We start from the raw sequence: 11,744 nt of genomic DNA, 5'->3' as shown, positions 1-11,744 counted from the left end.
GCGGTCTCATCGGGCCGGCGGTATCTATGGGCGGCTCCTGGCCGCTCTCGGTGTCAAAGGGTGACGCTGGGAATGCGCTGCGTTTGCGGCAGGCCAATCTCCTGGTCACTGAGGTAGCAACCGGGGTCTTCGCCCCACAGGTCGCCTACGGCCCAGGCACGGGTGCGGGTATTGCCGTTGCAGATCGGCAGCCAGCGGCATTCGGCACAGCGCCCCGTTACGGCGCGTGGGTGCTGTCGCAGCGCCTTGAGCAGAGGCTCGGGCCGGTCCAGCCAGAGTTCGCGAAATGGTTGCTTGCGAACGTTGCCGACGCTGTGCTGCCACCAGTAGGTGTCCGGGTGCACGTTGCCAATGTTGTCGATATTGGCGATGCCGCCACCGGATGCATTGCCGCCCCAGGCACGGAGCATCCGCTCCAGACGATCACGGTACTCGGGTAGTTTGGCTTCGACCCACTGCAACAGCAGAACAGCGTCAGCGTCATTGTTGCCGCTGACGAAGTCGGTGTCGCGGCCGTTCTGCACGTCGTCCCAGGCCTGTTCGAAGAGCTGGTGCATGGCGTCGCGGGTCATCTGATGATGGGCATCGGCCTTGCGGCTGTGCTTGCCGCGGCCGCTGTAATTGAGGTGCGAGAGATAGAACTTCTGCACGTCGTGCTCACGCATCAGCGCCAGCAGGGCGGGGAGCTGCGGGTAATTGTTCTGCGTCAGGGTGGTGCGCAGACCGACACGAATGGCATGTTGGCGGCACAGGTCGATGGCATGCATCGAGGCGGCAAAGCTGCCCTTGAGCTGGCGCCAGTCGTCGTGCACCGCTTCCAGACCGTCGATGCTGATGCCCACGTAGTCATACTTCGCTGCGGCGATATGATCGATGTTTTGCTCGTCGATCAGCGTGCCGTTGGTTGACAGCGCGACGAAGAAGCCGCGTAGTCGCGCGTACTCGGACAGCTCGAAGATGTCGTCGCGCAGCAGCGGCTCGCCACCGGAGAGAATCAGCACGCGTACGCCGGCATCATGCAGATCGTCGATCACTTTGAGGGCTTCGCCCGTGTCCAGCTCGTCGCGAAAGACGCTGTCCGCTGAGGTCGCATAGCAGTGCTTGCAGGTCAGGTTACAGCGTCGCAGCAGGTTCCAGATCACCACTGGCGGCCGGCTCGCGCTCGGGCTGCGTGCCCCCAGCACCGGCATCGCTGGCCGGGCGAGGGCACGCAGATAATGGCTGATTCTCAACATGGGCGTTTCCTCCCCGCTCACGCGCATTGCGTGGTTCGTTGAGTGCAGCATCCCCGAGCAGAGCCAGGCCATCCTTGACCGGAAACAACAAAACCATGGTTAGGGCAAGGCACCACCCGATTGGGTCAGGTTGCCTTCCAGCCAGAGGGCTGTCACAGAATCGAGGACTGGTGTTGGCATCTCATGGATACAACCGAGCCGGATGGATACCATCGCGAACGCACCGCTCAGCGCGGAAAAGTGGGTCGGGCGGCCGATAGAATGAACCGGTTGGGAATTCAAATGCGAAAGACGTGGCCAGTGGTTAAGCACCACATTTCCTACTGCAGCGGAGCAGTCTAATGGGCACTGTCGAATTCGTCGGGCTCTATGTGCTTAACAGTCTGTTCTGGAAATGGATCCTCAGCTGGGGTGGTGCCCAGTGGATTGAGGGCTGGAAGAGCATGATTTTTCTGGACTGGTTTACCTGGCATTGGAATGCTGAGCAAATCCGTCTTTATGCGCTCGTTATCTGGTGCTTCTCTACGGTTTTCTTTCTAGTCGGCCTGTTCAAGCCTGAGTGGCGTTTTTGATGCCAGCCGTGCCTATCCTCAAGCCGGTCTTTTTCAGGATGCGGCTGCTGACCAGCATCTCATCGGCGTGACAAGCATTGCCGAGTAGCTGGCGAATCTGGGCACGATAAGCGTCGATCTCCTCCGCGCTGCGTCCATGCACCATGGCGAACAGGTTGTAATGCCAGCTCTCCCTGCGCGGGCGGCGATAGCAGTGGCTGACGAAGGGTTGCGCGCCGATCAACGGACCGAGGCGGGCGATGTCCGCGTCGTCCACGTCCCACACGGTCATGCCATTGTAGCGATAGCCGAGACGGTAATGATTGGGCACCGCAGCGATGCGACGAATCGCGCCTTCGGCTTGCAGTCGCTGTAGCAGCGCGAGGGTGTCGTCGACCCTGATTTTCAACCGCTCGGCCAGCCAGGCCCATGGGTCGTCTACCAAGGGCAGACCTGCTTCGGTAAGTTCGACCAGGCGTTTCGCCAGCGGTGCTGTGTCAGACCGGGCAGCCGATTCAGACAGCGAAATGCAGTCCGACATGGTAGGTCTCCTCCTTGGGCAGGTTGAGCACCGGCAGGCCGGTCAGCGTCTCGATACGCTCAATGCTTTCGGCAATGCCCTCAGGCGTGGCGCAGCCGAGCACGAACCACATGTTCCAAATGTGTTCGCGGCGGTAGTTGTGCGCGACTTCAGGCATCGCTGCCAGCAGTTCGGCTACTGCATCGAAACGTGACTCAGGCACTGATAGCGCGGCGAGGGTGAAAGCGCCGCCCAGCCGCTCGATGTCGAACATCGGCCCGAAGCGGGTCAGGGTGCCGTCGTCGAGCAGCGCTTGCAGCCGTTCGCGAAGCAGTTGCGGCTCCGCGTCCAGTTCTTCGGCCAGAGCCTGCCAGGGGTGACGTACTAGCGGCAGGCCATGCTGAAGACGGTTGATCAGGCGGCGGTCGAACTCATCCATGGGCGTGCTCCAGCGCAGCGGGCGGTGCGTAACGGCCGCCACACTGCTTGAAGGCGCGGATGCTGAACAGCAGCTGATGGGGTACATCCCGCAGTCCGTGCTCAGCGAGCATGTCTTCGATCAGGCGGCACACCTGCTCGCGTTCTCGACCATGAACCATGCAAAACAGGTTGTAGGGCCAGTCCGGCATCCGCCGTCGACGCTGGTAGCAAAGGTTCACACCCGCGGCCTGGCCAAGCTTGCGTCCGACCTCATCGACCTGTCCGTCAGGTACATCCATCACCAGCATCGCATTGGCGCGAAAACCCAGGGCGCGGTGCTTGAGCACCAAGCCAACGCGCCGAAACAGTCCGCTCTCGCTCCAGTCGCGCACCTGTTCGAGCACCGCATCCTCGCTGGCGCCAATGCGTTCGGCCAGCACCTTATACGGCCGCGCGGCCAGCGGCAGCCCGGCCTCGAGCAAGCGTCGCAGCTCTAATGCCTGGAGGTCGGTCAGGCGTAACGTCATGGCGCCTCTCCAATGGGGAAACCGAGGTCGATGCGGTAGGCCGCCTGCATGGCCAAATCGAGCGGGGCGAGCCCCGTTTGCGCTTCGATCGCGGCCAGAAGCGCGTCTATATGGGCACGATTCGGCCCGGTGAGCACGAACCAGAGGTTATAGCGATGCTCGCGGAGGTAGTTGTGATTGACCTCGGGGTAACGGTTGATCATTGCCGCAACCTGTTCCAGCTGTTCTTCCGGCACGGCGAGGGCCACCAGGGTGCTGGCACCGGCGCGACTGTGCTCGAACACAGGGCCGATGCGTGACAGACCGCCGCTGCTTTCCAGCTGTTCGAGGCAAACCAGTAGGTCGTCTTCGCTGCATTCCAGCGCTTCGGCCATGGCTCGATAGGGTTCGGCACACAGCGGCATCCCGTGTTGGAAGCGGTCGATCAGGCGGCGGCTGAGGAGGTCGATAGGCATGTCACAACCCCGTCTCGTGCGCGCGGCTGGTAAAGAAGATGCCGCTCGGGCTGTCTGCCGGCAGGCGCTTGATCAGCTTCAGTGAGTACGGGTCCCAGACCTGAACCTCGTTACCGTCGCGTACCGACAGCCAGAGCTGGTCGCCGCGGGCCGTGAATTCCATGTGCAGCACAGCCGGCCCGGGCTCGAGCGTTTTGATGATCTGGTGGGTCTCGCTATCGATGATCTGGACCTTGCCGTTGTCGGGGTGGGCAAAATTCACCCAGATCTGCCGGGCATCCGGCCGCGCCATGACGAATACCGGCTGGCCCGCGACGTCGATGGCGTCGGTCTGCTTCCAGCTTTGCGAGTCCATTACCAGCACTCGGTGTTGGCCGATGGCGGGGACGAACGTCTGGTTGCCCGCGACGGTCCAGCCTTCCAGGTGAGGCATCTTGTAGACGGGCAGCTTTGCCTGGCCGCGACCGTAGCCGTCGATGATGCGCTCGACGCCGCGGTCAGGGTGCCAAAGGTCAATCTTGCCCATGCCATCCTCGCCGAACAGTCCAGCGATGTAATAGCGGCCGTCAGGCGTGAGCAGCGCGTCGTAGGGCTGTTTGCCGATGTCTTCGAAGCGGGTAATTTCAGGCGTGTTGCCTTGGCTGAAATCCAGCAGCCAGGTTTCGTGGGTGTCGAACAGGCTGTAAATGAAGCGTCGGCCTGGCGCGTCGATGACACCGACCACGCGGGAGTTACGGCTGCCATCGGCCAGTGGCGTGGCAGGAATGTCCGCGACCAGTTCCAGCGACGTTGCGTCGAAGACGTTCACACCGCCCGGTTCGTAGTTGCCGACAGCGATCAGCTTCCCGTCCTGGCTGATGGCGCCGCCGATGCTGTTGCCAGCTTGCACCACGCGCTTATCGATGCGCTGGCGCAGCAGGTCGACCTTGGTCAAACCGCCGTCACGGCCGAAGACATAGGCGAAGCGCTCGTCGCGGGAAAATACCACCGAGGCGTGAGATAGATCGCCAAGCCCTTCGATACGCGCCAGGCGGCTCTTGCCACTGGTTTCGATGATCTGCAGGGAGCCGGTGGCCCGCTCCACCACTACGCCCATATCACCGGTGCCGCGCAGCGGTTGCTGAGCACAGGCACCGAGCAGCAGGCCGGCAAGGGCCAGCAACAGGGGTAGACGCTTCATGGCTTTGGGTATCCTTCGAGCAGTAAGTCAACCAGCCAGGCGATGTCCCCATCGTCGAGCAGGGCATTCCAGCCGGGCATGGCAGTGCCGGCCCGTCCGTGAGTCACGGTGGCGATCAGGTAGTCGCGGGGTTTACCATTGATGGCGTCTCGGGTCAGTGCGGGGCCAAGGCCGCCGGTCATGCGCAGGCCGTGGCAGGAGCCGCAGTCCTGCACCAGAAGGTGTTCGAGCTGAGCCTGGCGTTCGGCTGTAGGACCGTCGGCCAGGGCAGCGGAAAAGGGGAGGAGGGACACCAAGGTGAGCCCCAAACCGAATATTGCATGTCGGGACCTGATCATGATGTCCTCCAAGGTGTTACTTGAGGCTAAGAACCCACTCGGCTAGGGTCTTGGCTTCTTCTTCGGTGACTGGGTTTGGCGGCATTGGGATAGGACCCCAGTTACCCTGAGTGCCGTTCTTGATGTGGCCGGCGAGCATATCGACAGCGCCTTCCTGGCCCGCGTACTTGGCAGCGACTTCCTTCAGCGCCGGGCCAACCAGCTTGGCGTCGATGCTGTGGCAGGCCGCGCAAGGCTTGCTCTTGAACAGCGCTTCACCGTCCTGAGCCACGGCAGGCTGCAGAGCCATCGCGCCGCCTAAAGCGAGCAGGGGGATGAGAATCTTCTTCATGAGTGACTTCCTCAAGGCTAAAGGGGGATCTTCGTCCCCCCGGTTTTTACTCAGTACACGTCGTGCTGAGTGTTATGGACGTTAAATTTACCGGTTGGGGTGATCAACCTTTTGTCCTTGATCACTTTTTTCAGCTTTAACGTCTTGTCATCGACCACGACGATAGCCGATTGCTCCTCCTGGCCGCTCCAGACCGAGAACCAGACTTCGTCGCCCGCTTCGTTGAACTCCGGTTGCACGACGCGCTTGGCGCCGTCTGTCAGACCGGACCACTCGCCGATTGGTAGCACGGTATAGCCCGCTCCCAGATCGTCAATGTTGAACACCGCAGCGGACTGGCTGATCTTGGCGTCAGGGTTGAAGGTGGTGTCGAGGTACATGTGCTTGGACTTCGGATGGGTCTTGATGAACAGCGAGCCGCCGCCTTGTCCCTTGAGCGTTTCGACGACCTTCCAGGCCTGATCCGGATGTTTTTCCGGGTCGGTGCCGATCAGTGAAATGCTTTCATCGCCCAGGTGGCTGGTCGCCCAGACAGGGCCGAACTTGGGATGGACGAAGTTGGCGCCGCGGCCCGGATGCGGGATCTTGCCGACATCGACCAGCGCAGCGAGCCTGCGGTCCTTGGAGTCGATCACTGCAACCTTGTTCGAGTTGTTGGCCGCCGTCATGAAGTAGCGGTGAGTCACGTCCCAGCCGCCGTCATGCAGGAAAGGTGCGGTCCCTATGGTGGTAGTGGACAGGTTGTCGATGTCTTCGTAGTTAACCAGCATTACCTTGCCGGTTTCCTTGACGTTGACGATAAACTCCGGATGCTCGTGGGAGGCGATGATCGCCGCTACGCGAGGCTCCGGATGGTATTCCTGAGTGCCGACAGTCATGCCGCGAGTGGAGACGATCTGCAACGGCTCCAGGGTTTCGCCGTCCATGATGGTGTATTGCGGCGGCCAGTAGTCACCGGCGATCACGTACTTGTCTTCGTAGCCCTTGAATTTGGAGGTTTCCACCGAGCGGGCTTCAATGCCCACCTTGATCTCGGCGACCTTGGTTGGTTCCTTGGCCCAGAGGTCAATCATGTCGATCTTGGCGTCGCGGCCGATCACAAACAGGTAGCGGCCGGAGGCGGACATGCGCGAGATATGCACTGCGTAGCCGGTGTCGATGGTCTTGACGATCTCCTTGGTGTTACCGTCGATCAGCGCGATCTTGCCGTCGTCACGCAACGTGACCGAGAACAGGTTCGGCAGGTCCAGCTTGTTCATCTGCCTGGTCGGCCTGTCTTCGGGCTTGACCAGCACGTGCCAGGTGTCTTTCATCTGGGCCATGCCCCACTCCGGCGGGGTAGGCGGGGTGTGCTGGATGAATTTCGCCATGAGCGTGATTTCATCTTTGGTCAGTGCGTTGGAAGTGCCCCAGTTCGGCATGCCGGCGGGCGAGCCGTAAGTGATCAGTGCCTCCAGGAACTGCTGACCGCGCGCCTGGGTAATGTCGGGGGTCAGCGGTTTGCCGGTCGCACCCTTGCGCAACACACCGTGGCAGCCAGCGCAGCGCTGAAAATAGATTTCCTTGGCATGTTCGAACTCGCCGGCGTCCAGATCTGGTGCGCCGGGCGTATGGACGACCTGGGCGCTGGCCGGGTCAATGGTCGATGCCTCGCCCTTGAGCGCAGCGTTGGCGTTCTCGGCATTCACGGCGGCCTGGGCAACTGCCAGGCCGAGCAGTGAAAAGCCGGCAAACACGCCCGCCAATATTTTCTTGCTCATACGGTTTCTCCTCTGACCGCTTCGTGCGGTTCCTGCTTGATGGCGACGGTGTGGCAGTTCCTGAGTCTTGCTATGTGCGGTTGCATCCTAGGGCGGGGCCCTGGTTCGAGCGCTTGATGGCAATCAAGAGTCGATTCGGGATGCGCCAGGCGTGACGTCGTGTCGCGGGGCGGCCAATGGCAATTGAGAAACGGTATGGGGACGGTACGGATGGTCGTTCTGGCGGGCCTGTTGGTATTCATTTCGACCTGGGCTTGACCGCAATCAAGCTTCGCCGGCAGACGCCTTGAGAGGGGAGCCGGGGCGAATTAGCTTGGCGGCAGACAAATCAGCTGCTGCATGAGGTATCGCTAATGAACGCGCCCGAGAACCTGGTCGACATCGCACCTGCTCCGTTCTACCAATCCCTGGGCAACGAAGAGGTGCTCTTCGAGCAGGCCTGGCGGCACGGCATGCCGGTGCTGATCAAGGGCCCGACCGGCTGTGGCAAGACCCGTTTCGTGCAATACATGGCGCACCGGCTGAACCTGCCGCTTTACACGGTGGCCTGCCATGACGACCTCTCCGCTGCGGATCTGGTCGGCCGACACCTGATCGGCGCGCAAGGCACCTGGTGGCAGGACGGACCGCTGACCCGCGCCGTTCGCGAAGGTGGCATCTGTTATCTGGACGAAGTGGTGGAGGCGCGGCAGGACACCGCCGTGGTGCTGCATCCATTGGCGGACGATCGTCGAGAGCTGTTCATCGAACGCACCGGTGAGACGCTGAGGGCACCGCCTGGCTTCATGCTGGTGGTCAGCTACAACCCCGGCTATCAGAACCTGCTCAAGGGCATGAAGCCGAGTACGCGGCAACGCTTCGTGGCCATGCGTTTCGACTACCCGCCGGCCGAGGAGGAGGTGCGTATCGTCGCCAACGAGGCCGGGGTCGAGACCCCGCTTGCGGCGCAGGTGGTCAAGCTCGGCCAGGCGCTGCGCCGCCTCGAACAGCATGATCTGGAGGAAGTCGCCTCGACCCGCCTGCTGATCTTTACCGCCCGGATGATGCGTTCCGGCATGAGCGCTCGTGAGGCCTGTATGGCCTGTCTCGCCGAGCCGCTGTCGGATGACCCGCAAACCGTTGCGGCGCTAATGGATGTGGTCGATGTCCACTTCGCCTGAGGGCGTGGTCGTTCGGCGGCTGCCGGGTGATCTGGCGATGTGGTTCTTCATCCTCGCCGAGCTGACCGTGTTCGCCATTCTGATCCTGGCGTTCGCCGTGGCGCAGAAGCTCAACCCGGAGCTGTTCGGCGAAAGCCGCAAGGCACTCGACAGCTCGACGGGTCTTGCACTGACGCTCAGCCTGCTGACGGCCGGGCTGTTGGCCGCACTGGCAGTCGAGCAGGTGCGTGCTGATCGGGGGCGGCGGGCTGCGCTGCTGCTGACGGCGGCGCTGGGGTCGTCCTGCCTCTACGTGGTGCTCAAGCTCGGCGAGTATGCGCACCTGGTGTCGCTCGGGCTGGGGTTGGAGCACGACATCTTCTTCACCCTTTACTGGATTCTGACCGGCTTCCACTTCCTGCACGTGCTGCTCGGGATGGTCATCCTCGGCTGGATGGCGCTGCGCAGCTATCATGGCCAGTACCGACCGGATGACTGCGCCGGCCTTGAATCCGGGGTGCTCTACTGGCACATGGTGGACCTGGTCTGGGTGCTGCTCTTTCCGCTGGTCTACCTACTCGACTGACGAGGTCGCGATGTCCGCTTCCAAGATGCTGATCGGTTGCTGGCTGGCGTTGGCATTGCTGTCGACCGCCACCGTCCGGCTGGGCAGCGCCGGCTCGACCCTGCTGCTCGCCGGCGCCGTGTTCGCCGTTGCGGCAGCCAAGGCCTGGCTGATCACCGATGGGTTCATGGAGCTGCGCCATGCACCCCTGATGTGGCGCCTGCTGCTGCTCGGCTGGCCGATGGCGATGGCGGGCGGGATTCTGCTTGTGATGAGCCTGTGAAGGCGCTGCGGCGATCCTGCTGAACTGCACGGCTTTTTGTAGGAGCCAGCTTGCTGGCGATCAGCGGCGGCGGTTTTACCCGCTCGACATCATGAGCGCTGCCGGACGTCTGTCCCAATGAGTCCCCGCCACCCAGCGTTGGATCGCGAGCAAGCTCGCTCCTACGGTTCTTCGGAAGCGTGACCGCGCCAGACATCAGCGCTGAGGCCTGCTGAACCGCACGGCTTTTATAGGAGCCAGCTTTCTGGCTATCGGCGGCGGTTTTTCCCGCTCGACATCATGAGCGCTGCCGGACGTCTCATCCCCATGAGCTCCCCGCCACCCAGCGTCTAATCGCGAGCAAGCTCGCTCCCACAAAGGCAGCCGGTTCGGGGAGTGGAAGCGCACTCCACGCCCGTAGCAGCCAAGGGGACGCCCGGCCCTTGCTGGCGATCAGCGGCCATCCTGAAAACCCGACCTCCACGTTCAGGTTTTTCTTGATTGCCATCAAGCAGGTTTCGATAGCTCGCTTCTTAAACTGGCCACGCCAAGCCATGAGGAGACGACCATGTCAGACACCTTTACCAAGGGAATGGCCAGAAATATCTACTTTGGAGGGAGCGTGTTTTTCCTCCTGGTATTTGTGGGCCTGACCTATCACACCGAGCAGACCTTTCCCGGACGATCCAACGAGTCGGGTATTTCCGAAGCTGTCGTCCGCGGCAAAGCGATCTGGGAAAACAACAACTGCATCGGATGCCACAGTCTGCTCGGAGAGGGCGCGTACTTTGCGCCGGAACTGGGCAACGTCTTCTTTCGGCGCGGTGAGGACGCGGCCTTCAAGCCCTTCCTGCAGGCGTGGATGAAAGCTCAGCCGCTTGGCGTGCCCGGGCGCAGGTCGATGCCCCAGTTCAATCTGAGCGAGCAGGAAGTCGATGACATGGCCGAGTTTCTCAAGTGGACCTCGAAGATCAACACCAACAATTGGCCGCCAAACAGGGAGGGCTGAGAGATGAGCATCATGAATCCACATCTCAAATTTCAATCGCAGGCCGTGGCCAAACCCTACTTCGTGTTCGCCCTGATGCTATTCGTCGGGCAGATCCTGTTTGGTTTGATCATGGGTTTGCAGTATGTGGTGGGTGATTTCCTGTTCCCGCTGATTCCCTTCAACGTGGCACGTATGGTTCATACGAACCTGCTCATCGTCTGGCTGTTGTTCGGCTTCATGGGGGCGGCCTACTACCTTATTCCTGAAGAGGCGGACCGCGAACTGCATAGCCCGAAGCTGGCGATCATTCTGTTCTGGGTGTTTGCCGTTGCCGGCGTGCTGACGATCCTGGGCTATCTGCTTGTGCCTTATGCGGCATTGGCCGAACTGACTAGAAACGAACTTCTGCCTACCATGGGACGCGAATTCCTCGAGCAGCCCACGGTCACCAAGATCGGCATTGTGGTGGTCGCCCTCGGGTTCCTCTACAACGTCGGTATGACCATGCTCAAAGGCCGCAAGACGGTGATTAGCGTGGTCATGATGACCGGCCTGATTGGCCTCGCAGTGTTCTTTCTGTTCTCCTTCTACAACCCGGAAAACCTGGTGCGTGACAAGTACTACTGGTGGTTCGTGGTGCACCTGTGGGTGGAAGGTGTATGGGAACTGATCATGGGTGCGATGCTGGCATTCGTCCTGATCAAGATCACCGGCGTGGACCGCGAAGTGATCGAGAAGTGGCTCTACGTGATTATCGCCATGGCGCTGATCACCGGCATCATCGGTACCGGGCACCACTTCTTCTGGATCGGCGCGCCTGAGGTCTGGCTGTGGCTGGGCTCGATCTTCTCCGCCCTGGAGCCGCTACCGTTCTTTGCGATGGTGCTGTTCTCGCTGACCATGGTGAAGCGTCGCCGCCGCGAGCATCCAAACAAGGCTGCTACCTACTGGGCCGTTGGCACCACCGTGACCGCCTTCTTCGGCGCTGGCGTGTGGGGCTTCCTGCACACCCTGGCGCCTGTGAACTACTACACACACGGTTCTCAGCTCACTGCAGCCCATGGCCACCTGGCGTTCTACGGCGCTTACGCGATGATCGTCATGACCTTGATCAGCTACGCCATGCCGCGCCTTCGCGGTCTGGGTGAGGCACCCGATGCCCGTGCGCAGCGCGTCGAGATCTGGGGCTTCTGGATGATGACCCTGTCGATGGTGGCTATCACGCTGCTGCTCACCATGGCGGGTGTGGTGCAGGTCTGGCTGCAGCGAATTCCGGCAGATGGCGCGGCGATGTCCTTCATGAATACGGCGGATCAACTGGCGGTGTTCTTCTGGTTGCGGTTAATCGCCGGCGTCTTCTTCCTGATCGGGCTGATGTTCTACCTGTTCAGCTTTAGGCAGCGTGGTCGCGCAACGGCTGATGTTTCTGCGGCTGTTGCTGCGGCCTGAAACAGGTGCAGATGTGACCGA

15 protein-coding genes are annotated in these 11,744 nt (G+C 61.5%); 6 read left to right on the top strand and 9 right to left on the bottom strand.

Translation table 11 applies throughout. The annotated features are described in order from the left end of the window. Positions 1-53: 53 nt before the first annotated feature. Entirely contained in the window at positions 54-1,235 is a 1,182-nt protein-coding gene (nirJ, locus tag JQR87_RS15935; protein ID WP_407295272.1) for a heme d1 biosynthesis radical SAM protein NirJ, read from the bottom strand. Between the two features lie 341 nt (positions 1,236-1,576). On the opposite strand from nirJ, the gene JQR87_RS15930 reads away from it, so the two are divergent. Continuing rightward, positions 1,577-1,807 carry a hypothetical protein gene (locus tag JQR87_RS15930; RefSeq protein ID WP_407295275.1) on the top strand — a complete coding sequence of 77 codons (231 nt, stop codon included), beginning with the start codon at positions 1,577-1,579 and terminating at the stop codon, positions 1,805-1,807. On the opposite strand, the gene ahbB (JQR87_RS15925) is transcribed toward JQR87_RS15930, so the two are convergent. From ahbB (JQR87_RS15925) to JQR87_RS15890, 8 genes are read right to left on the bottom strand one after another with little or no spacing between them, the layout of a single operon-like run. Further along, positions 1,785-2,327 (bottom strand): siroheme decarboxylase subunit beta, encoded by a 543-nt coding sequence (gene ahbB / locus JQR87_RS15925; RefSeq protein WP_407295278.1) that lies wholly within the window; start codon positions 2,325-2,327, stop codon positions 1,785-1,787. The two genes, JQR87_RS15930 and ahbB (JQR87_RS15925), sit on opposite strands and share 23 nt — an antisense overlap. Next, complete coding sequence (locus tag JQR87_RS15920; RefSeq protein ID WP_407295280.1) at positions 2,302-2,745, bottom strand: Lrp/AsnC family transcriptional regulator; 444 nt, start codon at positions 2,743-2,745, stop codon at positions 2,302-2,304. The genes ahbB (JQR87_RS15925) and JQR87_RS15920 overlap by 26 nt, the downstream gene beginning before the upstream one ends. Beyond that, the gene (ahbB, locus tag JQR87_RS15915; RefSeq protein WP_407295283.1) at positions 2,738-3,253 is read right to left on the bottom strand and encodes a siroheme decarboxylase subunit beta; all 516 of its coding nucleotides are present in this window, start codon (positions 3,251-3,253) and stop codon (positions 2,738-2,740) included. The genes JQR87_RS15920 and ahbB (JQR87_RS15915) overlap by 8 nt, the downstream gene beginning before the upstream one ends. Then, positions 3,250-3,708 carry an Lrp/AsnC family transcriptional regulator gene (locus JQR87_RS15910; protein WP_407295286.1) on the bottom strand — a complete coding sequence of 153 codons (459 nt, stop codon included), beginning with the start codon at positions 3,706-3,708 and terminating at the stop codon, positions 3,250-3,252. Before JQR87_RS15910 ends, ahbB (JQR87_RS15915) begins: the two co-directional genes overlap by 4 nt. Position 3,709: 1 nt before the next feature. Then, positions 3,710-4,888, bottom strand: coding sequence for a cytochrome D1 domain-containing protein (locus tag JQR87_RS15905; protein ID WP_407295288.1), 1,179 nt, complete (start codon positions 4,886-4,888; stop codon positions 3,710-3,712). Then, complete coding sequence (locus tag JQR87_RS15900) at positions 4,885-5,226, bottom strand: c-type cytochrome (protein WP_407295289.1); 342 nt, start codon at positions 5,224-5,226, stop codon at positions 4,885-4,887. The genes JQR87_RS15905 and JQR87_RS15900 overlap by 4 nt, the downstream gene beginning before the upstream one ends. Before the next feature lie 16 nt (positions 5,227-5,242). Next, entirely contained in the window at positions 5,243-5,557 is a 315-nt protein-coding gene (locus JQR87_RS15895) for a c-type cytochrome (RefSeq protein WP_407295291.1), read from the bottom strand. Positions 5,558-5,607: 50 nt separating this feature from the next. Further along, positions 5,608-7,317 carry a cytochrome D1 domain-containing protein gene (locus tag JQR87_RS15890; RefSeq protein ID WP_407295293.1) on the bottom strand — a complete coding sequence of 570 codons (1,710 nt, stop codon included), beginning with the start codon at positions 7,315-7,317 and terminating at the stop codon, positions 5,608-5,610. Positions 7,318-7,670: 353 nt separating this feature from the next. On the opposite strand from JQR87_RS15890, the gene JQR87_RS15885 reads away from it, so the two are divergent. The 5 genes from JQR87_RS15885 to JQR87_RS15865 all read left to right on the top strand — a co-directional run bounded on the left by JQR87_RS15885 (position 7,671) and on the right by JQR87_RS15865 (position 11,723). Then, a complete protein-coding gene (locus tag JQR87_RS15885; protein ID WP_407295296.1) occupies positions 7,671-8,477 on the top strand; it encodes a CbbQ/NirQ/NorQ/GpvN family protein in 807 nt (268 codons plus the stop codon). After that, positions 8,461-9,042 (top strand): cytochrome c oxidase subunit 3, encoded by a 582-nt coding sequence (locus JQR87_RS15880; RefSeq protein ID WP_407295298.1) that lies wholly within the window; start codon positions 8,461-8,463, stop codon positions 9,040-9,042. The genes JQR87_RS15885 and JQR87_RS15880 overlap by 17 nt, the downstream gene beginning before the upstream one ends. Before the next feature lie 10 nt (positions 9,043-9,052). Further along, entirely contained in the window at positions 9,053-9,304 is a 252-nt protein-coding gene (locus JQR87_RS15875) for a cytochrome C oxidase subunit IV family protein (protein WP_407295301.1), read from the top strand. Positions 9,305-9,851: 547 nt separating this feature from the next. Then, positions 9,852-10,292, top strand: a complete 441-nt coding sequence (locus JQR87_RS15870; RefSeq protein WP_407295303.1) for a c-type cytochrome — start codon at positions 9,852-9,854, stop codon at positions 10,290-10,292. Positions 10,293-10,295: 3 nt separating this feature from the next. After that, on the top strand, positions 10,296-11,723 hold the full coding sequence (locus tag JQR87_RS15865) for a cbb3-type cytochrome c oxidase subunit I (RefSeq protein ID WP_407295305.1): 1,428 nt from the start codon (positions 10,296-10,298) through the stop codon (positions 11,721-11,723). The last annotated feature ends 21 nt before the right edge of the window (positions 11,724-11,744 follow it).

Source organism: Stutzerimonas stutzeri (assembly GCF_051028275.1).
GTDB lineage: Bacteria > Pseudomonadota > Gammaproteobacteria > Pseudomonadales > Pseudomonadaceae > Stutzerimonas > Stutzerimonas stutzeri_AS.
Note: the sequence above shows the minus strand (reverse complement) of the source record. Positions and strands in the feature narration are given on the sequence as shown.

Excerpts from the sequence above, each read along its gene's own strand:
- JQR87_RS15895 (WP_407295291.1), bottom strand. The coding sequence starts at position 5,557 with ATGAAGAAGATTCTCATCCCCCTGCTCGCTTTAGGCGGCGCGATGGCT.
- JQR87_RS15920 (WP_407295280.1), bottom strand. The coding sequence starts at position 2,745 with ATGGATGAGTTCGACCGCCGCCTGATCAACCGTCTTCAGCATGGCCTG.
- ahbB (WP_407295283.1), bottom strand. The coding sequence starts at position 3,253 with ATGACGTTACGCCTGACCGACCTCCAGGCATTAGAGCTGCGACGCTTG.
- JQR87_RS15910 (WP_407295286.1), bottom strand. The coding sequence starts at position 3,708 with ATGCCTATCGACCTCCTCAGCCGCCGCCTGATCGACCGCTTCCAACAC.
- JQR87_RS15880 (WP_407295298.1), top strand. The coding sequence starts at position 8,461 with ATGTCCACTTCGCCTGAGGGCGTGGTCGTTCGGCGGCTGCCGGGTGAT.
- JQR87_RS15865 (WP_407295305.1), top strand. The coding sequence starts at position 10,296 with ATGAGCATCATGAATCCACATCTCAAATTTCAATCGCAGGCCGTGGCC.
- JQR87_RS15905 (WP_407295288.1), bottom strand. The coding sequence starts at position 4,888 with ATGAAGCGTCTACCCCTGTTGCTGGCCCTTGCCGGCCTGCTGCTCGGT.
- ahbB (WP_407295278.1), bottom strand. The coding sequence starts at position 2,327 with ATGTCGGACTGCATTTCGCTGTCTGAATCGGCTGCCCGGTCTGACACA.
- nirJ (WP_407295272.1), bottom strand. The coding sequence starts at position 1,235 with ATGTTGAGAATCAGCCATTATCTGCGTGCCCTCGCCCGGCCAGCGATG.
- JQR87_RS15890 (WP_407295293.1), bottom strand. The coding sequence starts at position 7,317 with ATGAGCAAGAAAATATTGGCGGGCGTGTTTGCCGGCTTTTCACTGCTC.
- JQR87_RS15885 (WP_407295296.1), top strand. The coding sequence starts at position 7,671 with ATGAACGCGCCCGAGAACCTGGTCGACATCGCACCTGCTCCGTTCTAC.
- JQR87_RS15900 (WP_407295289.1), bottom strand. The coding sequence starts at position 5,226 with ATGATCAGGTCCCGACATGCAATATTCGGTTTGGGGCTCACCTTGGTG.
- JQR87_RS15930 (WP_407295275.1), top strand. The coding sequence starts at position 1,577 with ATGGGCACTGTCGAATTCGTCGGGCTCTATGTGCTTAACAGTCTGTTC.
- JQR87_RS15875 (WP_407295301.1), top strand. The coding sequence starts at position 9,053 with ATGTCCGCTTCCAAGATGCTGATCGGTTGCTGGCTGGCGTTGGCATTG.
- JQR87_RS15870 (WP_407295303.1), top strand. The coding sequence starts at position 9,852 with ATGTCAGACACCTTTACCAAGGGAATGGCCAGAAATATCTACTTTGGA.